This window comes from Streptomyces sp. SID3212, from assembly GCF_009865405.1.
Taxonomy (GTDB): Bacteria; Actinomycetota; Actinomycetes; order Streptomycetales; family Streptomycetaceae; genus Streptomyces.
In genome coordinates this window covers 1-22,124 of record NZ_WWJY01001048.1, presented here as the reverse complement: position 1 = coordinate 22,124, position 22,124 = coordinate 1, and the positions used below count along the sequence as shown (strand labels likewise).

The 22,124-nt window shown below is 71.6% G+C and carries 20 protein-coding genes and 1 pseudogene; 5 read left to right on the top strand and 16 right to left on the bottom strand.

Annotation, left to right across the window (positions count from 1 at the left end; all coding sequences use genetic code 11):
- The 3 genes from GT042_RS31120 to GT042_RS31110 form a co-directional block, all read right to left on the bottom strand.
- On the bottom strand, window positions 1-1,017 hold a 1,017-nt coding region (locus GT042_RS31120), incomplete at its 3' end, for a serine/threonine-protein kinase (protein WP_345943985.1).
- A 135-nt stretch (window positions 1,018-1,152) separates the two neighbouring features.
- Complete coding sequence (locus GT042_RS31115) at window positions 1,153-1,617, bottom strand: ATP-binding protein (RefSeq protein ID WP_161312031.1); 465 nt, start codon at window positions 1,615-1,617, stop codon at window positions 1,153-1,155.
- A gap of 114 nt (window positions 1,618-1,731) precedes the next feature.
- Window positions 1,732-2,712 carry a zinc-binding dehydrogenase gene (locus tag GT042_RS31110; RefSeq protein ID WP_161312030.1) on the bottom strand — a complete coding sequence of 327 codons (981 nt, stop codon included), beginning with the start codon at window positions 2,710-2,712 and terminating at the stop codon, window positions 1,732-1,734.
- 98 nt (window positions 2,713-2,810) lie between these two features.
- On the opposite strand from GT042_RS31110, the gene GT042_RS31105 reads away from it, so the two are divergent.
- Window positions 2,811-3,500: a TetR family transcriptional regulator gene (locus tag GT042_RS31105; protein ID WP_161312029.1), complete on the top strand. Its 690-nt coding sequence runs from the start codon at window positions 2,811-2,813 to the stop codon at window positions 3,498-3,500.
- 236 nt (window positions 3,501-3,736) lie between these two features.
- The gene (locus GT042_RS31100) at window positions 3,737-4,894 is read left to right on the top strand and encodes a beta-propeller fold lactonase family protein (RefSeq protein ID WP_161312028.1); all 1,158 of its coding nucleotides are present in this window, start codon (window positions 3,737-3,739) and stop codon (window positions 4,892-4,894) included.
- A gap of 81 nt (window positions 4,895-4,975) precedes the next feature.
- Here the strand turns inward: GT042_RS31100 and GT042_RS31095 are convergent, their stop codons facing one another.
- Complete coding sequence (locus tag GT042_RS31095; protein WP_161312037.1) at window positions 4,976-6,610, bottom strand: sensor histidine kinase; 1,635 nt, start codon at window positions 6,608-6,610, stop codon at window positions 4,976-4,978.
- 130 nt (window positions 6,611-6,740) lie between these two features.
- Between GT042_RS31095 and GT042_RS31090 the strand changes: the two genes are divergently transcribed.
- Window positions 6,741-7,568, top strand: a complete 828-nt coding sequence (locus GT042_RS31090; protein WP_345943984.1) for a response regulator — start codon at window positions 6,741-6,743, stop codon at window positions 7,566-7,568.
- A 38-nt stretch (window positions 7,569-7,606) separates the two neighbouring features.
- On the opposite strand, the gene GT042_RS31085 is transcribed toward GT042_RS31090, so the two are convergent.
- A complete protein-coding gene (locus GT042_RS31085) occupies window positions 7,607-8,074 on the bottom strand; it encodes a hypothetical protein (RefSeq protein ID WP_161312027.1) in 468 nt (155 codons plus the stop codon).
- Between the two features lie 168 nt (window positions 8,075-8,242).
- Between GT042_RS31085 and GT042_RS40210 the strand changes: the two genes are divergently transcribed.
- A complete protein-coding gene (locus GT042_RS40210; protein WP_345943983.1) occupies window positions 8,243-9,631 on the top strand; it encodes a DUF1775 domain-containing protein in 1,389 nt (462 codons plus the stop codon).
- Between the two features lie 105 nt (window positions 9,632-9,736).
- Here the strand turns inward: GT042_RS40210 and GT042_RS31075 are convergent, their stop codons facing one another.
- From GT042_RS31075 to GT042_RS31065, 3 genes are all read right to left on the bottom strand, one after another.
- Window positions 9,737-11,014 carry an MFS transporter gene (locus GT042_RS31075; RefSeq protein ID WP_161312026.1) on the bottom strand — a complete coding sequence of 426 codons (1,278 nt, stop codon included), beginning with the start codon at window positions 11,012-11,014 and terminating at the stop codon, window positions 9,737-9,739.
- Window positions 11,011-12,129 (bottom strand): PLP-dependent cysteine synthase family protein, encoded by a 1,119-nt coding sequence (locus GT042_RS31070; RefSeq protein ID WP_237531377.1) that lies wholly within the window; start codon window positions 12,127-12,129, stop codon window positions 11,011-11,013. The genes GT042_RS31075 and GT042_RS31070 overlap by 4 nt, the downstream gene beginning before the upstream one ends.
- Window positions 12,130-12,308: 179 nt before the next feature.
- On the bottom strand, window positions 12,309-12,710 hold the full coding sequence (locus tag GT042_RS31065; RefSeq protein WP_161312024.1) for a hypothetical protein: 402 nt from the start codon (window positions 12,708-12,710) through the stop codon (window positions 12,309-12,311).
- 196 nt (window positions 12,711-12,906) lie between these two features.
- Between GT042_RS31065 and GT042_RS31060 the strand changes: the two genes are divergently transcribed.
- Entirely contained in the window at window positions 12,907-14,409 is a 1,503-nt protein-coding gene (locus GT042_RS31060; protein WP_161312023.1) for a phosphoesterase, read from the top strand.
- A gap of 63 nt (window positions 14,410-14,472) precedes the next feature.
- Here the strand turns inward: GT042_RS31060 and GT042_RS31055 are convergent, their stop codons facing one another.
- The 8 genes and pseudogenes from GT042_RS31055 to GT042_RS38425 form a co-directional block, all read right to left on the bottom strand.
- On the bottom strand, window positions 14,473-15,240 hold the full coding sequence (locus GT042_RS31055) for a PIG-L deacetylase family protein (RefSeq protein WP_345943986.1): 768 nt from the start codon (window positions 15,238-15,240) through the stop codon (window positions 14,473-14,475).
- Window positions 15,241-15,356: 116 nt separating this feature from the next.
- Entirely contained in the window at window positions 15,357-15,881 is a 525-nt protein-coding gene (locus GT042_RS31050) for an NUDIX hydrolase (RefSeq protein ID WP_161312022.1), read from the bottom strand.
- Between the two features lie 290 nt (window positions 15,882-16,171).
- Complete coding sequence (locus GT042_RS31045) at window positions 16,172-17,575, bottom strand: MFS transporter (protein ID WP_161312033.1); 1,404 nt, start codon at window positions 17,573-17,575, stop codon at window positions 16,172-16,174.
- 64 nt (window positions 17,576-17,639) lie between these two features.
- Window positions 17,640-18,086 (bottom strand): MarR family transcriptional regulator, encoded by a 447-nt coding sequence (locus GT042_RS31040; RefSeq protein ID WP_161312021.1) that lies wholly within the window; start codon window positions 18,084-18,086, stop codon window positions 17,640-17,642.
- Window positions 18,087-18,296: 210 nt separating this feature from the next.
- Entirely contained in the window at window positions 18,297-18,650 is a 354-nt protein-coding gene (locus GT042_RS31035) for a PRC-barrel domain containing protein (RefSeq protein WP_161312020.1), read from the bottom strand.
- Window positions 18,651-18,856: 206 nt separating this feature from the next.
- Window positions 18,857-19,852 carry an amidohydrolase family protein gene (locus GT042_RS31030; RefSeq protein ID WP_345943982.1) on the bottom strand — a complete coding sequence of 332 codons (996 nt, stop codon included), beginning with the start codon at window positions 19,850-19,852 and terminating at the stop codon, window positions 18,857-18,859.
- Window positions 19,849-21,882, bottom strand: a complete 2,034-nt coding sequence (locus GT042_RS31025; protein WP_161312019.1) for an acetoacetate--CoA ligase — start codon at window positions 21,880-21,882, stop codon at window positions 19,849-19,851. The genes GT042_RS31030 and GT042_RS31025 overlap by 4 nt, the downstream gene beginning before the upstream one ends.
- Window positions 21,883-21,898: 16 nt before the next feature.
- Window positions 21,899-22,124: pseudogene (locus GT042_RS38425) on the bottom strand (3-(3-hydroxyphenyl)propionate hydroxylase); the annotation flags it as partial.

Here is a 22,124-nt window from a genome sequence, read left to right as displayed (position 1 = left end):
CACCGAACGGCGGCGCTGTCCCGCGTGGCCGGGGCGCCGACGCCGGCCGGGCCGCGTCCGCGTGTGCTCGTCGGGCGCCCCGGTCGCCATCGGCACCCCAGGTGCTCCGGGCACGCCGCCGGAGAGAAGCCCGCCGGAGAGAAGAGCGGTGTGAACGGGCGGGGCGTCCTGGGGAAGAGCCATCGGCGCGGGTACGGTCCGCCGCCCGACCGGTATCCAGTCCTCCGGCGCGGAGAGGAAGCTGATGGCCTCCTCGGCGGTGGGCCGCCGCGCCGGGTCCTTCGTCAGCAGCCTCAGGACAAATTCGTCCAGCTCACCCGGGAGTTCGGGACCACGGCGGCTCGGCGGGTCGGGAATCGCCTCAACGTGCCGGTAAACCATGACCGCCGGGGTGTCCGCGTGGAAGGGCGGACGGGCGGTGAGCAACTCGTACAGCACACAGCCCAGTCCGTACATGTCCGAGGGCGGCCCCGCCGGACGGCCCAGGGCACGCTCCGGCGCCAGATAGGCGCTGGTGCCGATGACCTGGCCGTTCATCGTCAGTTCCGTGGTGGAGTGATCGGCGAAGCGGGCGATCCCGAAGTCACCGATCTTGACGGTGCCGTCGGGCGCCAGCAGCAGATTCGCCGGTTTGACGTCCCGGTGGACCACCCCTTCGTGGTGCGCGGCGGCCAGACCGGCGGCGACCTGGCTCCCGATCCGGGCCGCCGCCGTGGGCGGAGTCGGCCCGTTGACGCGCAACTCCTGCGCCAGGCTGTGCCCCTCGACCAGTTCCATCACCAGGTAGCCCCGGTCGGCCTCGGTGCCGCTGTCGTACACCGTCACCACGTTGGGGTGGCTCAGCCGGGCCGCGGTCCGCCCCTCCAGCTCGAAGCGGGCGAGCGCGGCGGCGTCGGCGTCCCGCTGTCTGAGCAGCTTGACCGCGACAGGGCGGCCCAGCACCTCGTCCCGCGCTCGCCAGACCTCGCCCATTCCGCCGCGGCCGAGCTGATCGCTCGTCCGGTACCGCCCGGCCACCAACACAGGGAACGCCTCTTCTCGCTTCTCCGACACCTCGTGCTCGGCCGCCGCCGTGTCCGGCGGCTCTGTTTCAGCGGGCCCCTGGTCGGGGGCGGTTCGTCCGGCCCGCGACGGCCGGATCGGCTCTCGCGGTCACGCCTCGTGGTCCTGCCGCATGCACGCCTCGTGGCGTACGGCCCCGTCAGGGGGACGGAAACAGGCGATGACGGTCTTCCCGTGGGACTTCCCGTGGGACCGGGTCCGCGTCTCGTAGCTGTCGGCCAGGGCGTGCACGATGGCGAGACCGCGGCCCGAGGGCTCGGTGTCACCGGCCTTGCGGACCACCGGCTGCCCGGCCCCGGAATCGTGCACGCTGACGTGCAGACAGTGGCTGTCCCAGGTCAGGACCAGCTGCGCGGTGCTCCGGGCGTGGATGTGCGCGTTGGTGATCAGCTCCGAGACGGTGAGCAGCACCGAATCCACCGTGTCCGGCGCCTCCGTGGCCCAACCGAGCGCGTCCAGATGTTTCCGCGCCCAGTCGCGCCCGGCCCGTACTCCACCCGACACGGGGAAGGACTGGGCCCACCCCACCGCTCTCAACGACATGTCGTCCGGCATGCGCGACCTCCCTTCGTCGTCGGGCATCGACTACCCCGCGAGACGAAGGTCACCGCTCTCCGCACAACCGGAATCCGGGGCGTCGGCCGGATCGGTGGTGGGCGGAGTGACCGCTCAGGGTGTCAGGACGATGCGGCCGTCGACCGACCGGCTCTCCATCCGCTCGTGCGCGGTCACGGCCTCGGCCAGCGGGAGGACGTCCACCTCGGGGTGGACGAGGCCGTCCGCCACCGTCCCCAGCGCGGCCTCGGCCGCGGGTCGCAGTTCCTCCAGGTGTGCCGGGATGTAGGCGCCCGCCGAGAATCCGGAGACGGTGAGGCCACCCATCCAGAGCCGGTTGCCGACGAGGAGGTCGCTCCAGTCGCCGCTCGCGTTGCCGACCATCAGGAGACGGCCGGACGGCGCCAGCAGATCGAGGCTCCGGGCGCGCACCGCGCCTCCCACGGGGTCGATGACGATGTCGAAGAGCTTGCCGTCCAGGGCGTCGGGCAGCTCGGCGGAGTCGACGATCGTGTCGTACGGCAGCCGGGTCGTGGCGGCCACCCCGAGCTTGCTCGTACGGACGGAACCGACCACCCGTGAGGCACCGAGCTGTCGCGCGACCCCGGGGAAGGCGGAGGCGAAACCGCCCAGCGCGCCGTGGACGAGGACGCTCTCCCCCGCGGACATGTGGGCGACGCGGGTCAGGGCGAGGTGGGCCATCGCCGCGTTGGGGACGGCTGCCACGGCGAGGGCGGGATCGATGTCGTACCCCTCGGTGGACACGACAAAGGCCTGATCGCTGACGAGCACCGAGGCGTAACCGCCCGTGCCGGTCGCGGAGAGCGTCACCACCCTCTCGCCCACCGCGAGTCCGGTCACCCCGTCGCCGAGCGCGCGCACGGTACCCGCGACCTCCAGGCCGGGGACGAACGGCGGCTGCGGCATCCCTTCCTGGTCCTTGAACAACCCCTGGCGGAAGTAGACGTCGATGAGCCCGACGGCCGCGTGGGTGACGTCGATCGCCACCTGTCCGGGACCCGGCCGGGGATCGGGCAGCTCGACGGCTTCCAGTACGGCGGGGTCGCCGAAGCGTGTGACGTGAACGGCTTTCATGGGTTTCCCTCTTCCGGCTTAACGCTCCTGGTGATGCGTTAAGTCGAACGTAACACAGGGCCGGGATTAGCGCACCCGGCGAGCGTTATAGTTCCCGTATGCACCGCAGAGCCCGATCGATCGAGGACAAGACACGCCGCTCCGAAGACCTGCTGGCGGCGGCCGAGGCGCTTGCCCTGGAGCTGGGCGGCGTCCGGCACCTCACGCTGGCGCCGGTCACGGAACGCGCGGGCCTGCATCGCACCGGGGTGCGGCGCTACTACGCCAGCAAGGAGGAGCTGCTCCTCGAACTGGCCGAGCGCGGGTGGGACCGGTGGCGCGACGTGATCAAGGACGCGGTCGGCGACCGGGCCGACCTCGGCCCCTCGCAGATCGCGACGGTGCTCACCGACACCCTCGTGTCGCTGCCGGTCTTCTGCGATCTGCTGACCCACGTCCCGTTGTCGCTCGAAGGTGACGTCGACATCGAGCGAGCCCGCCGGTACAAGACCAACTCCTTCGCGGCGTACGACGAGATCGCGGCCACGCTGGACCGCGCGGGCACCATGACCCTCCAGCAGATCGAGGCCCTGCTGGCCACGGCCGTCACCCTGGCGGCCGGCTTCTGGCAGGTGTCCCACCCGACCCCGACCCTCGCGGCCCTGTACGAACAGGAGCCACGCTGGGCCCACGTCGCCCTCGACTTCACCCCGAAGCTCCGCCACCTGCTCGAAGCGACGGCGACGGGCCTCGCCCGGACGCCGGAGCCGGCGAAGCGGGCGGGAGAGGGTCCGGGGTCCTCTTCTTGACCTGAAGTCCGGCTGGGTTTCAAGCGTGTGCGTCGGCCGACCGGCCGGGAGCGTCGGCGTGTGCGACCGTTCGCCGCTGTCTGATCATCCTAATGGGGTACCCCGGGGGCGGGGTGCCCCGATCGTGGCCGCCCCCGCTTGACGATGACGGCGGAACGACGCTCTCTGCCGGCCGTGTGCGTACCCTCCCGCAGGAGTGAGGAGTCGCCCGGCCGGCCGGACTCAGGAGAAGGCAGATGCCGACCACCACCCGCAGATTCGCCAGAACCCTCCAGGTCGCCGTGACCGTGGTCCTCTCGACCGCCGCGTTCGCCGTGCCCGCGACCGCGACGCCCGCCGTGCCCGACCCGTCGGCCCATGACCACGGCAGGGCGGTGTTCGTCCAGAACGACCGTGTCGCGGGCAACCAGGTGATCGCCTACCGCCGCCACGACGACGGGTCGCTGCACGAGCGGACGGTCTACGGCACCGGCGGGAAGGGCGGGGTCCTGGCGGGCTCCGTCGTCGACCACCTCGCCTCGCAGGGCTCGCTGACGTACGACCCCCACCACAAGCTGCTGTACGCGGTCAACGCCGGCAGCAACACCGTCACCGTGTTCTCGGTCGAGGGCGACCGGCTCCACCGTGAGCAGGTCGTCACCGCCGGCGGGGTCTTCCCGGTCAGCGTCGCCGCGCACCAGGACCGCGTGTACGTACTCAACGGGCGCGACGGCGGCTCGATCCAGGGCTACCGGCTGAAGGACGGCAAGCTGCACCCGGTCGCGGCCTGGCACCGGGAGCTGGATCTGGACACCGCCACCGCGCCCGAGTTCACCCACACCCCGGGCCAGGTGGCGTTCACCCCCGACGGATCCCAGCTGGTCGTCACCACCAAGCTGGGCGGCAACAGCATCGAGGTCTTCGCCCTCGATCCGTCGGGCGCCCCGTCCGCCGAACCCGTCGTGAACAGCAAGGAAGGCTCCCAGCCGTTCGGGCTGACCTTCGACGCCCACCAACGTCTCGTCGTCGCCGACGGCGCGGAGAACAGCGTGCTGACCTTCCGTCTGCGCGACGACGGCGACGCGATCCTCGTCGACGACACCCCGACCGGCCAGCAGGCGAGCTGCTGGGTCGTCCGCGCCGGTGACCACTTCTACGTCTCCAACGCGGGCAGCAACACCGTCTCGCGCTTCCGCCAGAACCGCCACGCCCACCTCGAACCGCTGGGGAACACCCCCACCGACGCCGGCACGGTCGACGCGTCCGTCACCCCCGACGGCCGCTACCTGTACGTACAGACCGGCGGCGCGGGCGTCGTGGACGCCTTCCGCATCGGCCGGGACGGCGCCCTCACCAAGATCGGCAGCACCCAGGTGCCGGACGGAGTCGGCGGCGAAGGCATCGTCGCGCTCTGACCGGGTCAGGGGCGTCGGCCGGCCGGGCGGAGTTGCCCGGACCGAGCTGCTCGGTCGGCCGACGCCCCGCCGCCGGCCGGACTATCCCCGCGCCGGATGCGGTACGACGTCCTCGCCCCGGGCCGGCCGCGGCAGAGCGCCCTGGCCCGGGGCGGTGCGCGGCGCCCCCGCGTCCGGAGTGTCCGGGAGGGTGAACACGATCCGCGTACCGGGGCTGTGCGTGTGGTCGATGCCGATGTTCCCGCCGTGGTACTCCACGATCTTGCGGCACAGGGCCAGACCGATGCCGTTCCCGGAGTACTGCTCGCGCGTGTGGAGACGCTGGAACACGACGAAGACGCGCTCCGCGAACTCCGGCGCGATGCCGATGCCGTTGTCCGTGACGGCGAACTCCCACGCCCCGTCCACCGGCCGGACCCCGAGATGGATCACCGGCGGACGGTCCGCCGACCGGAACTTGACGGCGTTGCCGATCAGGTTCTGGAGGAGCATGCCGAGTTGGGTCTTCTCGCCTTGCAGGACCGGCAAGGGGTCGTGCGTGACCACCGCGCCCGATTCCTCGATGGCCAGGCCGAGCGAATCGACGGTCTTGTCGAAAAGATCGTCCAGGTCGACGTCCACGTGCTCGGTCATCAGACGGCCGATCCGTGAGAAGCCCAGCAGATCACTGATGAGCCCCTGCATCCGGTTGGCCCCGTCCACCGCGAACGCGATGTACTGCCGCCCCCGGTCGTCCAGGTTCTCCGCGTACCGGCGCTCCAGGAGCTGGCAGAAACTCGCCACCTTCCGCAGGGGTTCCTGGAGGTCGTGCGAGGCGACGTACGCGAACTGCTCCAGTTCGGAGTTGGAACGCCGCAGCTCCTCGGCCTGCGTGGCGAGGTTGGCCTGCGCCGTCTCGCTGAAGGACAGCTCGGCGGCGAGCCTGGTGCGCATGGATTCGACATCCGCCGCCAGCAGCTTCAGGTCCGCCGGGCCCGATCCCGCCACCGAGTGGCCGAAGTCCCCGCCCGCCACCTTGCGTACGTCGAGCGAGAGCCGGTCGAGATGAGAGGTGACCCCCCGGCGCAGGCCGACGAAGACCAGGCCCGCGAGCACCAGGATGACCAGGGCCATCGCCGTGAAGGTCCAGTTGCGGAACGTCCGCGCGCCCTGGAGATCGGCGCGCGCCTCCGCCCGCGCCGCCTGGAGGTGTTCCTGCTGGGCCGACATCGCCGTACGCAGGGAGTCGAAGAGCCGTCGCCCCTCCTCGGCGCGTTCCCGGGCCAGCGGCACGGGGGCGGGGGACTCGGCGACCGGCCGCGCGATCCGCGACTGCCACTGCCGGGCCCGGCCGTCCACCTCGGCGAGGTCCCGCGCGGCGACCTTGTCCTCGCCGGTGAGGAGGCGCAGCTGCCGTACGGACGATTTCTGACGCGCCAGACCGTCCCGGTACGGGGCGAGGAAGTCGGCCTGTCCGGTGATTCCGTACCCCCGTATACCGGTCTCCTGGTTGATCAGGGCGCTTTCCAGCTGTACGGAGGCGATCAGAGCGGGACTGGAGCGGTCGACCAGCCGGTTGTTGATGGCGGTGGAGCGCGCGAAGACCCAGGCGCCGCAGAGCGACAGCCCGAGCAGCACCGCCAGGGCCAGCGAGGTGCCGGTGACCAGCCAGCGCCGTGTGGTCCATCCCGACACCGCACGGCCCACGACGGCGTGGCCGTTGCCCGTAATCTTCATGTCCACGCTTTCCTCAAGGTCACCCCCGGCGGCTGACGCCGGGCGCGGTCAGCGTACCGTTGCCTGACAACAACTGTTGTCGAGGGCGGCGCCTGGTTAGGGTTCTCCCATGGTCCCCCATGTTGTCCCCGTGTCCGACGACCATGCGTTGACCCGCCTCGCCGAAGAGGCGGTCATGGCGTTGGCACACCAGCTGGCGACACAGGCCCGAGGGACCCTGGAAGGACGGGCCCCCCGAGGAGAGGGAGACAGCGACCTGACGCCGACGGCGACACCCGACCCCGGCCCCGGCGCGTCGGCGGAGCTGGACCGGCTGCGCGCCCTGTCCTATCTCAGCCGCGCCGTGGAGCGGTGCGCACGCGAACAGGCAGCCGTGGCGGCGCAGGCCGGTGCGAACTATCCGCAGCTCGGTGACGCGTGGGGCATGACCCGGCAGGGTGCCCGCCGACGCTGGCCCGGGCTCCTCTTCACTGCTCAGCCCCCCTCACGCCCCCTTCCCTCCCCCCAGCACAGGAGCTCAGCCGTGAACCCTTTCTCGATCGACCGCCCCTACAGCGTCCTCCTCGTCGAGGACGACCTCGCCGACGCGCTGCTCATCGAGGAGGCTCTTGTCGGGCGCGGTATGGCTCGTACCATCGCTCGGGTCCCCGACGGCATCGCGGCCCTGGAGCACCTGCGCGACCCCGGCGAGGAACGGCCCGACCTGATCGTCCTCGACCTGAACATGCCACGGATGAACGGCAGGGAACTCCTCGCGGTCCTCAAGGACGACCCGGCCCTGGGCAGCATCCCGGTGGTGGTCCTCACCACGTCCGCCGCGCCGGACGACATCCAGGGCGCGTACCGCCAGCACGCCAACGCGTACGTCGCCAAGCCCGTCAACCTGGACGAGTTCATCACCGCGGTCCAGGGCATCGACTCCTTCTTCCTGGACACGGCGACCCTGCCGCGCTCGTAGCCGGCGGCCCCCGCCGCGCGTGAAGTGGTGCGGACGGTTCAGGGGGAGGGGCTCGCGGGTGTGACGAGTGGCGCGTTCATGTCGCGCAGCTTCTGGAGGTTCCCGCCGACCTTGGTACGGAGCTGTGCGAGCAGCTCCGGTTTGCCGCCGATGGCCCAGCGGGGCCCGACGAGGTAGGTGCCGCCGTACATGGCGGCCGACTCCAGCCAGGTCTGCTTGAACTTCTCCTCGGGGAAGGTCGTCACGGTCCAGCTCCCCCGCGCTGTGACGCAGACGCCTTCACGGAGTTCGTCGGCGTCGGTACGGATGTCGGCCTCGCAGCCGGTCAGCGCCGCGATCTTCTCGATGTTCGCGGGGGCGGCGGCCGGCGCCTCGCTCGTCCGGGGCGCGGTGGGCCGTGCGTCCTTCTCGTCCGCCGAGCAGGCCGTGGTCATGGCCGCCGAAGCGAGAGCGAGCACGGCCAGGAGCAGGGTGCTGCGGGTGGTATGCGGGCGGTGGGCGGTCACCGGGCGTCCCTTCACAAGATCGGCGGAGTCGTGGCGCGTGAAGGGATACGGATGCCGCCGGGCGCGTGTTCAGCGGCTCGGACGGCCGTGGATGATGAGCGTGACATGAACCCGCCCGGAGGATGTGCGTCCGGTCGGCCGCGGCGGCTCGGGCCGGACGGCCGATGGGTGAGAGCTGCCGTATTCACGCTGATCAGCGTCGTGCTGGCGGCTGTTGGGCACCATCTGGCGTCGGAGGAACCGGTCCCCTGGGCGCGGCTGGCCGTCATGGCCGTGGTGGTGGGGACGGTGGCCGCCGCCGGAACGGGCAGGGCCCGTTCGTGGGGGACCGTGACCGTGGCCACGTGTGCGGCGCAGTTCGTTCTGCATACGGCGCTGTCCGCGTCCGCCGCGTCGGTCCACGATCACGCTCGGGCGCATACGCGGGCGGGCGCCCGCCTGGGCCTGGGCTACGAGGCGCACTACGGCCCGATGACGCTGGCGCACGGCACGGCGGCTGTCGCCGTGGCGCTGCTGATGTATCGCGCGGACAGGGCGTTGAGCGGGCTGCCCCGTACGGTCGGCCGCTGGGCGAGGACGGGTATCGCACTCGTCGCGGCGGCGTGGGGGCGATGGCCGGCTCCTGCGCGGGTGACGACGTCCGTACGCCGGCATCCTCGGGATGCCGCGGTGCGGCCGGCCACGGAGACGATGTTGTCGCACGTGGTCGAGCGGAGAGGGCCGCCGTCGGGTCGGGCAGGAGAGGCACTTCCCCTGATCCTGGCGGGCCGCCCGTACGCGGGACGAGTCCGCCCGTACCGAGAGAGTCCGATCTTCGTGAACACATCATCGACCGGCCGTGTCCTGCGGCGGTACGCGGTGGCGGTCGCCGCTGCCGCCGCCGTCGTGGCGGCCGGGGCGGGACCTGCCGCCGCACATGCCGAGGTCAGCGCCTCAGACGCGCGGGCCCTGGCCGAGAACGTCACACTGAGCTTCACCTCGGAGGCCGAGAGCGACGACGCGGGGATCAAGACGCTGAGGGTTGTCCTGCCCGAGGGCATCGCACCGGACGCGGTGGCACTCAAGGACGCCCCCAAGGGGTGGAAGCTGACCGCCACCGCCGACGGGTACACCGTCGGGGGCGCCGCGCTCGGCGTCGGCACGGACGCCGAACACAGCGTGACGGTACGCCAGTTGCCGGACGCAGAGTCGCTGGTGTTCAAGACCGTCGAGACGTACGGGAACGGCGAGATCTCCCGGTGGATCGAGGTGCCCAGCGGCGGCAAGAAGGTGGAGAACCCGGCGCCCGTACTGGAGTTGAAGCCCGCGGCGCCCGGAGCCAAGCCCCTCTCACCGAGCCCGAGCCCCAGCCCGACGCCGGAGCCGAGCGTCACCTCTTCCTCCCCGGCCCCGGCTCCGTCCACTCCCGCTGCCGCGTCGACAGCGCCCGCCGAAGCGGCCGTGGCGAACGATTCCGGCCGCGACACCACGGTGATCATCGCGGTCGTCGCGGTGGTGGTCGTCCTGGTCGCCGGCGCGGGAGTGTGGTGGTCACGACGGAGCCGTAACCAGGTCTAGGGCGTGTCCGCGGTCGTGTCGCCCGGAAGCGTGTGACCGCGCTCAGCCGGCCGGGGTCGTGAGACCCCGGCCGGCTGGGTCGGACGGGTCATGGATGCCCCGTCGTCAGGCCCGTACCGCAGCCGCCTCCGCCGGTACGCCGAGGTTCCCCCTGCGGGACAGCGCCGCCACCGCGGTCGCGCATCCCGCCCCGAGAAGAGCCAGCGCCAGCCAGGGCAGAGCCGCCGCACCGGCGTCGCGTCCCGCGTCGAGTACGGCACCCGTGGCCAGATTGCCCGCAGTGATGCCCACACCGCACACCGTGTTGTAGAGGCCGTAGTGGGTGGCGACCCACCGGCCGCCGGACAGCGCGACGATGGTGTCCATCTCGAACGGGTACAGCACCGCCGTCGCCACCGAGAGCAGGCCCGCGCACGCCAGGAGCGGCGCCATGGCGAGCGCGGCGCCCCAACTGCCCGGTGCCGGAGCCGCGTTCGCCGTGAGGGCCGGGGGCAGGAACGCCGCCGCCATGAGGGCGAGCCCGGCGACCAGACAGCGATGAGGTGTCCACGTACGCCTGCACCAGGCGGTGATACGCATCTGCCCGGTGAGCGCGACCAGACCTGACACGACGAACAGCGCACTGGTCGCCGCCGTGCCGTACGCGCCGTCGCCCACCAGACGTGTCGTCTCCAGCGGCAGCGCGAGATAGATCTGGAAGGACAGGACGTACGAGCCGGTCATCGCGGCGGCGAACAGCCAGAAGGGGCGGTTGCGCAGGACCGCACCCGCCTGTTGCCGCCACGTCGCGCCGGGCGCGTCCGACGCGCCCTTCCGCGCGGGCAGCCGCCGCAGTTGCAGCACCGTCAGCAGGGCGAACAGCGCCGCCGCCACCCCGCACGTGAGGGGGAACGCCACCGCCGTCAGGGCCAGTCCGACGACGGGGCCGAGCAGGATCCCGGTCTGGTAGAAGACGTTGAAGAGCGCGAACGCCTCCACCCGGCGCTCCCCGGCCTCGGCGGCGAGGCAGGCACGCACGGCGGGGTTGAACAACGCGCCCGCCAGGCCGGTGGCGGCCGACGCCGCCAGGAGGCCGGGCAAGGTGTCGACCACGGCGAGCGCGGCGAAGCCGACCGTACGCAGCGCACACCCCGCGATGATCAGCGGGCGGTGGCCGAGCCGGTCGGCGAGCAGGCCGCCGACGAGGAACATGCCCTGCTGGGAGAGGTTGCGCATGCCCAGGACCAGGCCGACCGCCCAGGCGCCGAGAGCCAGCGTGGTGGACAGGTGGACGGCCAGATAGGGCATGAGCATGTAGAAGCCGAGGTTGATGGTGAGCTGGTTGACCAGCAGCAGTCGTACGGTGGCGTCGAAGGAACGGGTCTGCTTCCAGACGGAGTTCACAGCTGGCCCTCCGTCACATCGACGTTCGTACGCGGCTCCTGACCGGTGGGGGCGGAGAGCGGATCGGTGACCGTGGTGCAGCGCGTCCAGCGCGACACCTCGGCAGCGCCGGAACGGACCAGCGTCTCCGGGCCGGTGGGTCCCTCCGTGAGGAGGAGCCCGTGGGCGCGGCAGTAGTCGTCGTTGAAGACGGTGTCGAAGTAGCGGTGCGGCCCGTCCGGGAAGACCGCGGCGATACGGGTCCCCTCCGGCTGCGTACGGGCCAGCCAGCCGGCCACCAGCGCGACCGCGCCCACGCTCCAGCCACCGGTGGCGAACTGCCGTGCGGCCAGGCGCCGGGCGCACCAGACCGCCTCGGCCGGGGCGACCCAGTGGACCTCGCTGAAGGCGCCGTAGTCGACGTTGCGGGGGTAGATGGACGAGCCGAGCCCGCGCATCAGCCGGGTCCTGGCCGGCTGGCCGAAGATCGTGGATCCGATGGTGTCGACCCCGACCAGCCGCAGCGCGGGCATGCGCCTACGCAGGCCGCGGGCGACCCCGGCGGAGTGGCCGCCGGTACCGACCGCGCACACCAGCACGTCGATGTGGTGCAGCTGACCCACGAGTTCGTCGGCGAGTCCGGCGTACGCGGCCACGTTGTCGGGATTGTGGTACTGGTCCGGGCACCACGCGCCGGGGTACGCGGCCAGGAGCGCGGCGACCTTCCGGCGACGCGCCTCCTGCCATCCGCCGTCGGGGTGCGGCCGGTCGACGACGTACAGGGTGGCGCCGTGGGCGGTGAGCATCCGCTCCATGATCGGCTCCATGCCCGGGTCGGTGACCAGGTGCACCGGATGCCCGAGGAGGACCCCGGCCAGCGCCAGGCCGAGGCCCAGCGTCCCGGAGGTCGACTCCACGATCGGGGCACCGGGGAGCAGATCCCCGCGCTCCCGGGCCCGGTTGACCATGTACAGGGCGGCGCGGTCCTTGATGCCGCCGGGGTTGAATCCTTCGAGCTTCGCCCAGAACCCGCTGGGGGCGGTCGCGAAGGGCTCGTCGACCCACAGCACCGGCGTGTTGCCGACGGCGCCCTCGACACCGAGCGGGTTCGGGGGTGCGGGCAGGCGCACGGGCATGGGCACGGGCGGGGACAGTTCAGTCATCGTACGGATGTCTTTCGTGCGGGCCGGGGCGCACCGCGGTGCCTCACCTGTTGCCGGAGGGGCACCGGGGGCCCGGAGAGGGAGCGACCGGGATCGTCAGACCGCGCGCGGGGCGGCGGGAGGCCGCCGTACGACCGAGCGGTCCGGCCCGGTCACGTCCTCGACACGCACACCCGGCCGAGCACGTCCCGTCCTCCGCCGGGGGGCGGCCCGCGCCGGGAGGTGCCGCCGCAGAGGGACGTTTCTGTCCCGGGCCGCCGGCCGCCGACCGTTGCGGCGAGCGCCGGAAGAGGCTGGTACTGGTCCAGCTGGGTGGCGAGATGGTGTTCCGCCACCGGCGCGCAGGACGGGTCCGGGTCGGCGCACCCTGACGCGAAGTCAGAGGCGGACGCGGACACGGCTGTACGGCCGGCGGGCGCGTCGAGCAGCCGGTGATGCCCGCCGCTGTCGCACGCACCGAGCAACAGGGCAGTCAGAGCCGCCAGCACCAGGGTGACCACCCAGCTGCCGTACTCACGGAAACGCCCCGAACGACTTCGCACAGTGACACTCACGTTACCTTGTGTCGCCGACGGTGCGGGCGGCGGGCGTGCCCGTGCCCTTCCCCGGGGGTAAAGCGCAGTTCAACGGCGCACCAAGCGCGGACCGGGAGGTGTTGTTCTCGATCGTCGTGAGCGGTGTTCATGTTCCGTTCGGTTTGCCACCCGAGACTCCTCGTTGCCCCCCAGCGGTTGAACGAGAGGCTTCATCGTGAAGAACAAGAACAGCGAAGACCCGGAGTACTCGGCGATCTCGCGGCGCCGGTTGGTCAAGTACGCGGGCGTCGGGGCGACGCTGGCGGCGGCCGGCCCGCTGGCGGTGGCCGGCCCGGCCGCGGCCCACGACGATGACGACCGCGACCAGGGGAAGCACGGCGACTCGCGCAGCCGGGCGTGGCGCGCCGGCGACCACCACGTGCACTCGGAGTACAGCGGCTCGTTCGACACGTCGACCAATCCGCCCAAGTTCATCAAGGGCGGCGACGCCGTCTACCCGATCGTGACCAACGCGATCATGGCGAAGCACTTCGGTCTCAGCTGGGTGATGTGCACCGACCACGGCGGCCCGACCCACTCGAAGGTGAACCTGGAGCAGGCGTACCCCGACCTTCTCCGCTCCCGCACGCTGGTGCCCGGCGTTCTCCAGTTCTGGGGCATGGAGTTCGACGCGCCCGCGCTGGACCACCACACGCTGATGATCCCTCACCACGCGGACGAGGCGAAGCAACTCTTCGAGCTGGAGAGCCGCTTCGCGAAGAACGACCCCTTCCCCGCCGACCCGGGCCGTGACACCGAGGCCAAGATGGTCGAGTTCCTGAAGGCCGCGAAGGGCATGCCGCGCAAGCCGCTGGTGATCGCCCACCACGCCTCGCGGTCGGCCACGGGCCTCGGCGTCTACGGTCAGGACACGCCGCGCGAGTTCCGTAACGGCAACAACGCCGCGCCCGACATCTACGTCGGCTTCGAGGGCGCCCCCGGCCACCAGGCGGGCCCGCTCATCGGCGGTGCGCGCGGCGGTTACGGCAACTACCCCACCCACGGCGGCTTCGACCAGATGACCGCGCGCGTCGGCGGACTCTGGGACTCGCTGCTCGGCGAGGGCCGGCGCTGGTGGATCACCGCGACCTCCGACTCGCACGTCCACTGGACCCGCGGCGGCTCCGACTTCTGGCCGGGCGAGTACAGCAAGACGCACGTGCTGGCGCGCCAGGACTACGCCGACATCATGGACGGCCTGCGCAACGGGCGGATCTGGGTGGGCACGGGCGACCTGATCACCAGCCTCGACCTCAGCGCGAGCAACCGCGGCAACGAGGCATCCGTGGGGGAGACCCTCACAGTGAGCCGCCGCAACCGCACCGACGTCGAGATCGAGATCAGGTTCCGGCCGCTGGAGGGCAAGAACGCCAACGGCGACCGCCCGGAGGTCCGGCGCGTCGACCTGATCACGGGCCGGGTCACGGGCCCGAGCGCGAACCTCGACACCGACACCAACCCGACCACCAAGGTGGTGGCCCGCTTCGGCCCCCGCGACTGGCGCCGGGAGGGCAAGGAGTACGTCATCCGTCACACGCTGCGCGACGTGGAGGGCGACCTCTACGCCCGCGTACGCGGCACGAGCACCGACGAGGCCGAGCCGCTCGCGGACGGCAAGGAGAGCCCGTGGGACGACCTCTGGTTCTACTCGAACCCGGTCTTCGTGAAGGTCCGCTAGTCACCTGACCCCCGACCGCACCCCAGAATGGGCCCGCCGCACCACGCCGGCGGGCCCACTCCGTCAGGTGGTCAGCCGCCTCAGACCGCCCGGCGAAGGCGAGAGACCGAGGCGGGAGTAGTACTCGGTGCCGAGAACCCGGCCCCGCGCCTCCTCCCCGGCCCGCGCCAGAAGCCCGGGCAGAGATCGTTCTCTCTCCGCCTCACTGCGATGCGCCAGAATCGCGCGCCACTTCCGGTCGGCCCACGCGGCCACGTCGACGGTCGCGCTGACGTACGCGTCCGGAACACTGAGCACGGCCTTGCCGACCCCGGTCAGGAGCGGCCCCAGGTCACCGACCCCGGAGTGCGGGTGGGTGGCCGAGTAGAGCGCGCGGGTCCGCCAGGGCGCCCCGGCCTCCGGGTAGAGGTGCGCGAATCCGGCGGCCTCCACCGCGAGCAGGGTCACCCGGTGGGTGTGCCGGTGGTCGGGGTGGCCCGTCAGCTGTCCGAGGGCGTCATGGGTGACCACGACGTCGGGACGGAACTCCCGTACCTCCGCGACCAGTCGGGCGACGACCTCGTCCAGCGGTGCGTCGCAGAACCGCGGGCTCCCGGGAGCTGACGCGGTGTCGCGCGCGTCACCGTATCCGAGCATGCGGGGCCGGCCTGCGCCGAGGACACCCAGGGCGTCTTCGAGTTCGGCGGCCCGGTGGCCGGTGGGGGCCCAGGTGGTGGTGACCACCGCGGTACGCGCGCCGCCGGCCGCGTGTTGGGCGAGGACGCCGCCGGCGAGGAGGGACTCGTCGTCAGGATGCGCGAACACACCGAGCAGGGAGGGCGGAGGGGACACGGCCACGGCAGGTGGACCCTTCTCAACGAGGAACGGTCGGTCGGACGGCCGGATCGGCGGGAAGCGACGGGAAGCGGCGGACTCCGACCGCACGCCCCGCCTCCGGACTCCGCCGCTCAGTCGTCCCCCCAGTCCCAGTTGTCGACGTACGCGGCGGTGCCCGTGCGGCGCGCCTCCGTCAGGGCGCTCAGGCGCTCGAAGTCCCGGCGGGGCATCAACGCCTCCCACGCGGCCAGCGGCAGGACGCGGACCTCGTCGTGTTCCTCCGGCTGCACGGCGATGCCACGGATCTGCGTCGCGGTGAGCCGGCCGCCGTCGAAGACGCATCCGATCGTGCTGTACGGCCATTCGGCGCCGGGCAGCCCGTACACCGTCGCCAGAAGCCGGGGCGGCCCGGCCGGCGTGATGCCGGTCTCCTCCTGGCACTCACGAACGGCGGTCTGCCACGGGCGCTCACCCGGGTCCATCGTCCCGCCGACCAGCTGCCAGGGGTGCGCGGGAGAGTAGACGGAGTGCAACTGGAGAGGCCGTTCGTCCTCGTCGGTGAAGTAGAAGCACGCGAAGGCGGTCGCCTTGAGAACGGTCTCGGCATACTGCTCGGGCGGCAGCCATCCGGTGCGTCCATCGGAGGGCCCGCCCATCCGAAAAACGGCCGCCCGCCCTGCCGCGCTCGGGGGGTCGACCCCAGTGGCGGGCAGTGGGGCGGTCCGGGGACCTGGGACGGTGTGGGCGGGTGTCTCGGTGGGCTCGGTCATGCCGCCGGTGGGTCCTCCGTCTGGGTGGCGGTGTGGCGCTGGTGCTCTGGAAACGCGCCGGATCCGGTCCCGTCACGGGGCGGTCGTGGGCATGTTGTGAACGTCAGTTCGCCCAGGGGGGAGGGGACGTGCGGGCTCTGGGGTGTTGCCGTTCAAAGTCGTTCGATCAGGTGCGTTCACTCCTTCGGAGAGTGCGCGGCAGCGCTGTCGGACGTGCGGCCCAGCGCGCGGTCGGAGACCGTCAGGAGGAGGTAGAGCACGGCCGCGCCGAGCATGATCCAGGCGAGGTGGTGCATGCCGCCGGTGTCCGCGCGCTGCCCGAAGGAGGCGGCCGTGGTGGAGGAGGCGACCATCGAGCCGACGTACGCGAAGGTACGCAACAGGCCCGCCGACGAGGCGGTGCGTTCCGGGTCGGCCTGGAAGTAGACGGAGTTCTGGAGGGCCAGGTTGTTCAGGCCCTGGGGGAGGCCGAAGATCAGGGCCACGAGTATCAGCGTCCACACCGGGCTGGCCCCGGTGAGCGTCAGCATCACCAGGCAGGCGACCACCTGCCCGAGCCCGCCGACGAGCAGCTTGCCGCGTACGCCCTCGCGCCGCCCCGAGACGATCGACACTCCGATGGCCACCAGGAACATGGGGATCTGCGCCAGCCCCGCGTGGAAGGGCGAGAGCCCGAAGCCCTCCTCCGTCCACTGGGTGAACCCGTAGAGGAACGAGTAGGACACGACGTACGCGACCAGCGCGCGCCCGTACGTGATCAGCAGAGGCGTGTTGCCGCCCAGCACCCGCAGATCGATGAACGGGGTGGGGGCCCGTAGCTCCCGGGCGCCGAACGCGGCGCTCGCGGCGGCGGCGATCGCCAGCAGGTACCAGTCGCGCAGGTGCAGGTTCATCAGGAACAGCAGCAGCGAGACGAGCATCGCGGCGAACAGCGCCATGCCGGGCAGGTCGAGCCGGGCGGCGAGATCCCCGGCTCGCCCCGGGGACGGGGTGGCGCCGGTTGCCGGGGAGCTTTCCGTGCCTGGTTCGGGGGAGGCCCCCGGGCCGGCCTCCTTGGGCAGCCGGAGCAGCCCCAGCAGTACGGCCGCAGCGGCCAGCGGTACGTTCAGCGCGAAGGTGGTGCGCCAGCCGCCCAGACCCACCAGCAGGCCGCCCAGCAGGGGGCCGATCACGGCGATGGTCTGGTTGGCGACGGCCAGGGCGGTCAGTACCCCGCCCGGACTGTCCTGCCCGGTGCGCAGGGCCTCGCTGCGCAGCAGCGCCATCGCGGCGGGATACCCGGCGCAGGTGCCGAAACCGAGCAGGACCCGCGAGGCGATCAGCACCCCCAGGTTCGGCGCCAGGGTGCCGATCACTCCGGCGATCCCGACCAGGCTCGTACTGACGAGGAAGAGCCTGCGCGGCCCGAAGATGTCGATGAGCCGCCCCACGACGGGCTGTCCGAGGGCGGTGGCCAGATAGAGGGCCGAGACCAGCCACGCGGTCTGCGCGGGCGACGCGCCCAGGGCGTCGCCGATGGGTATGAGGGTGACGGCGATGATCGTCGAGTTGATCGGGTTGAGGACCGAGCCCAGCATCATCGGCGGCAGCAGCCGCCGGTCGAAGCCGGCCGGCGCCGTCCTGCCGCGACCCGCCGTCTTCTGGTCAGTCATGGGTCAGTCGCTCCAGTACGGCCATGGCGCCGATCACCGCCCGCCGCTCCTCCTCCGTGCACCTCTCCTGCAACTCCGTGGCGAGCCACTCCTGCCGGGCCTGCCGCCCCTCCTCCACCCGACGGTGCCCCTCCGGGGTCAGCGCGATGAGCAGCCGGCGCCCGTCCTCGGGATCGGGCCGCCGTACCACCAGCCCCAGAGCGGCCAGGGACGCGACCGTCGAGGTCATCGACTGGTGGCGTACGCCCTCGGCCGCCGCGAGCTCGCTGGCCGTGACGCCCGGCCGGTCGGACAGACGGCTCAGGACGGACGCCTGCCCGAAGGTGATGTCCTCGGCTTCGGCGGCGTTGAGGATGCGGCGCCGCAGGCGGCCGATGACCATACGGACCTCTTGCGAGGCCTGGACCGCCGAGGGGGACAGGCGTGGGCTCTCATACATGTACCCGACACTAGAACGTGCAGGTTGAGTTGTACAGTCTTGTCTGCGCAGTTCGTCTGTGTGGTCCACGCGGTACGGACGGATGCCTCCTGCGTATTGCCGCGTCCGCTATTGCGCCTGAATTCTTGAGCGAATTATTTACCGTGAAAGCCGTCGGGGGCCGACCCGAGCGAATTCGCTCGGGTCGGCCCCCGACGGGAGCTTTCGTGGTCAGATGCGGCGGTGCTTTCCGTAGTGCCCGCCCACCTGCTCGTGGTAATCCGTGTCACCGAGGTGCTTGTCCTTGTCGAACTCGGGGGCGTCCTTGATCTCCGCCTTCGTCCGGTCGACGTAGATGGTCTCCTCCGCGGTGTCGATCCGCGTGACGGTGCTGGCCGGCAGCAGAACGTGCTTGCCGAAGATCCAGACACCGGTGTCGACCACCAGGTACGACGAGCCGACCTCGTCGGAGTGCTTGTCGACCTTACCGATGCTTCCGTCGCTCGCCTCGACCTTATAACCGGTCAGGGTGTTGCCCGCGGTGTGACCGGCCGTCGGCTGGTATCCCCACATGTTGTCACTCATAAAAGGCTCCTTGTTCGACGGCATATGCTCTGCGAGAGCGTCATCTTGTTCGGTGACCGCCTCTCAGAAATGCGGGTGCCCGGGTCTGTCGGTCCCACACCTCGGAACGCCTCGAAAAGGAGGATGTTTTTATAAGAGAAAGGCGGGAAGGATGTGGCCGGCATTGACCCCTCGCAGGCCCCTCCCTGGCCCGTCCCAGGCTCGCGTCAGGCCCCCGGGAGTGAGGACGCCAGGCGCGGGAAGAGCGTGGCCGCCGTCTCTCGCTGCATCAGCGCTTGTTGCTCCGACGTCAGGACATCGGTGTTGGCGAGTGCGGTGGCCAGGCCCTGCGCCACCCAGTCGGGAGTGAAGGGGTAGTCACTGCCGTAGAGGAGACGCTCGGCGTCCGCCAGGGTGAGCAAGGAGGGCAGCAACCGGGGGAGGGCGAAGCCCGCGACGTCGTAGTAGAACCCCCGGAGGGCTCCGAAGACGTCGGTCGACCCGGCTCCGACGCCCAGCGCGAAGACGGAGAGGCGGTCCGCGACCGAGGGCAGGACGGCACCGGCGTGCGGGACGATGAACCGGATGGCGGGGAAACGGTCCCGTACGCCCCGCAGGATCAGGTTGGTCACGGCGCGCGTGGTCTCGAACGGGAACTCCAGCATCGGCCGGGGCCATCCCAGCCCGGTCGCCTCGGCGTGCGGCGGTGACGTCGGGTGCAGGAGGACGACGGCCGCCCGCCGGTCGAGTTCGGCCATCAGCGGCTCGTACAGGGGATCGCCGAGATGGTGTCCCGCGTAGTGGGTCTGGAGGACGACACCATCGGCGTCCAGCACGTCGAAGGCGTGGTGCGTCTCCCGTAGCGCGTCGGAGATGTCCGGCAGCGGCAGGGAGGCCATCAGTCCGAATCTGCCCGGGTACGTACGGACGACGGCCGCGCCTTCCTCGTTGACGGTCCTCGCCAGCTCGCGGGTCTCGGCGGGGTCGCCGAAGCCGATTCCCGGTGAGGAGACCGACAGGACGGCCGCCGCGATGCCGGTGCCGTCCATCATGGCGAGCGCCGCCTCGGGGCTCCACTCCGGGATGGCGGGCATCCCGTCGGGCTGTCCGTGACCGGCCGCCTCCATCGCCGCCCTCAGCCGCGGGGTGATGAAGTGCGCGTGCACGTCGACGGCGCCGTTCAGCGGCGGAGGGGCGGGCGCGGCGTCAGGTGTCGGTGTCACCGGACATCACCCGCTCCGGCGGTCCGGGCACGCGCGCGGTCGGCACCCAACCGCGCGTAGAAGGCGATGAGTTCGGGGCGGTCCACGGCCGCCGGGTTGACCACGTCCTCGGCGGGAGCACCCTGGAGCAGGCGTTTCACCGGCACTTCGAGTTTCTTGCCGGTACGGGTGTGCGGAATCCCGGGCACTTCGAGGACCTCGTCGGGGACGTGGCGGGGCGACGCGCTGTTACAGATGGCGTCCCGGACGCGGTCGCGCACGGCGTCGTCGAGGACGGCACCCTCCGCGAGGACCACGAACAGCGGCATCCAGTACCCGCCGTCCGGCTCCTCCGCGCCGATGACCAGCGACTCGGCGATCTCGGGCAGTCGTTCGACCGCGTCGTGGATGTCGCCGCTGCCGAGCCGTACCCCGTTGCGGTTCAGCGTGGAGTCGGAGCGGCCGTGGACGACGACCGAACCCCGGGAGGTGAGGGTGATCCAGTCGCCGTGCCGCCACACGCCGGGATACGTGGAGAAGTACGCGTCCCGGTAGCGGGCGCCGTCCGGGTCGTTCCAGAAGTACAGCGGCATGGACGGCATCGGGCGCGTCACCACCAGTTCACCCACCTGGTCCACCACCGGGTTCCCGTCCGGGGAGTAGGCCGCCAGAGCGACACCGAGGTGGGGCGCGGACAGTTCGCCGGCCCAGACCGGTGTGGTGGCGGCGCTGCCCGCGAAGCCCGACACCACGTCGGTCCCGCCGCTGGTGGAGGCGAGTTGGACCCGCTGGCCGACATGCTCACCGACCCACGGGTAGGCGGACGCCGGCAGGGTGGATCCGGTGCAGCCGATCGCACGGATCGCGGACAGGTCGTGCACCGACGGGTCGATGCCGAACTTGGCCATGCCGAGCAGGTAGGGGGGACTGGTGCCGAAAACGCTGACGCGGTGGCGGGCGGCGAGTTCCCACAGGACATCCGGGCGGGCGAAGGGCGCGGGGCTGCCGTCGTACGTACAGGTGGTCGCGCCGGTCAGCAGCGTGGAGACCGCGAGGTTCCACATCATCCAGTGGGTGGTCGTGTACCACAGGAGACGGTCGGCCGGTCCCAGGTCGGAGTGCAGGCCCAGGGTCTTGAGGTGTTCGAGCAGGACGCCGCCGTGACCGTGGACGATCCCCTTGGGAAGCCCCGTGGTCCCCGAGGAGAACACCACCCACAAGGGGTGGTCGAAGGGCACGGGCACGCACACCAGTTCCTCGGTACGGGTGACCACGTCGTCCCACCGCACCGTGGGGAAGGCACGCCGGTCGTCGGACCATCCCGCACCCACGTGGTCGACCAGCACCACGGCATCGAGCGTGGGCAGGCGGCCGGCGAGTTCCAGGGCCGCCTCGCGGCGGTCGTGGACCGTACCGTTGAACAGGTAGCCGTCGGCCGCGAACAGCACGGTTGGCCGGAGCTGGGCGAACCGATCGGCGGCGGCCTCGGGGGCGTAGTCCTGACCGCAGACCGACCATACGGCCCCGAGACTGGCGGCGGCGAGGAACGCGACCACGGCGTGGGGGGTGTGGGGCAGATAGCCCACCACGGTGTCCCCGGCGCCGACGCCGAGTTCGCGCAGGGTGGCGGCGATCGCCGCGACCTGGGCGCGGAGTTCACCGCCCAGGACTTCGTACCCCGCCCCGGTCTCGTCCAGCGCGAGGATCGCGGGCTCGTCGTCCCTCACGTGACGCAGCGCGTGGTGCGCGTAGTTGAGGGTCGCGCCGGGGAACCAGCGCGCGCCGGGCATCAACTCCTCGGCCAGCACGGTCTCGTAGGGGGTCGAGGACTCGACGGCGAAGTACTCCCACACAGCCCCCCAGAACTCCTCGAGTTCGGTGACGGACCAGCGGTGCAGCACGTCGTAGTCGGCGGGGTCGCCGGCCTGACCGAGGCGCGGGTGGCGGGCGGCGGCCCAACGGCCGAAGTCGACGATGCGGGCGCCCGCGGTGTCCGCCGGGTCGGGAGTCCAGAACGGCTCCGGCGGCGGGGGAGTGTCAGGGATCGTCATGCTGTTGTCTTCCTCATCAGGGGGCCGGAATCAGCGGAATCGGTGCGGCGGAGGCGGAGTCGCGGGCACCGGAGCGGTCCGCCGACGGCCCGGGGCGGCGGGTGGTGCACCACAGGGTCGCCCAGCTGCGGGAGTGGGTGAAGTCGCCGCTCCCGGCCGGAACGGTGTCCAGGACCACCCGGTCGGGGCGGACCAGCGCCGCGTCCGCCCGGCCGCCGCGCAGCCAGGCGGCAAGGACCCCC

Bases quoted from the DNA above. Each gene is read 5' to 3' on its own strand.
- GT042_RS31115 (WP_161312031.1), bottom strand. From the start codon at position 1,617: ATGCCGGACGACATGTCGTTGAGAGCGGTGGGGTGGGCCCAGTCCTTC.
- GT042_RS31110 (WP_161312030.1), bottom strand. From the start codon at position 2,712: ATGAAAGCCGTTCACGTCACACGCTTCGGCGACCCCGCCGTACTGGAA.
- GT042_RS31105 (WP_161312029.1), top strand. From the start codon at position 2,811: ATGCACCGCAGAGCCCGATCGATCGAGGACAAGACACGCCGCTCCGAA.
- GT042_RS31100 (WP_161312028.1), top strand. From the start codon at position 3,737: ATGCCGACCACCACCCGCAGATTCGCCAGAACCCTCCAGGTCGCCGTG.
- GT042_RS31095 (WP_161312037.1), bottom strand. From the start codon at position 6,610: ATGAAGATTACGGGCAACGGCCACGCCGTCGTGGGCCGTGCGGTGTCG.
- GT042_RS31070 (WP_237531377.1), bottom strand. From the start codon at position 12,129: ATGCCCGTGCGCCTGCCCGCACCCCCGAACCCGCTCGGTGTCGAGGGC.
- GT042_RS31050 (WP_161312022.1), bottom strand. From the start codon at position 15,881: ATGGGCGGGCCCTCCGATGGACGCACCGGATGGCTGCCGCCCGAGCAG.
- GT042_RS31045 (WP_161312033.1), bottom strand. From the start codon at position 17,575: ATGATGCTGGGCTCGGTCCTCAACCCGATCAACTCGACGATCATCGCC.
- GT042_RS31040 (WP_161312021.1), bottom strand. From the start codon at position 18,086: ATGTATGAGAGCCCACGCCTGTCCCCCTCGGCGGTCCAGGCCTCGCAA.
- GT042_RS31035 (WP_161312020.1), bottom strand. From the start codon at position 18,650: ATGAGTGACAACATGTGGGGATACCAGCCGACGGCCGGTCACACCGCG.
- GT042_RS31025 (WP_161312019.1), bottom strand. From the start codon at position 21,882: ATGACGATCCCTGACACTCCCCCGCCGCCGGAGCCGTTCTGGACTCCC.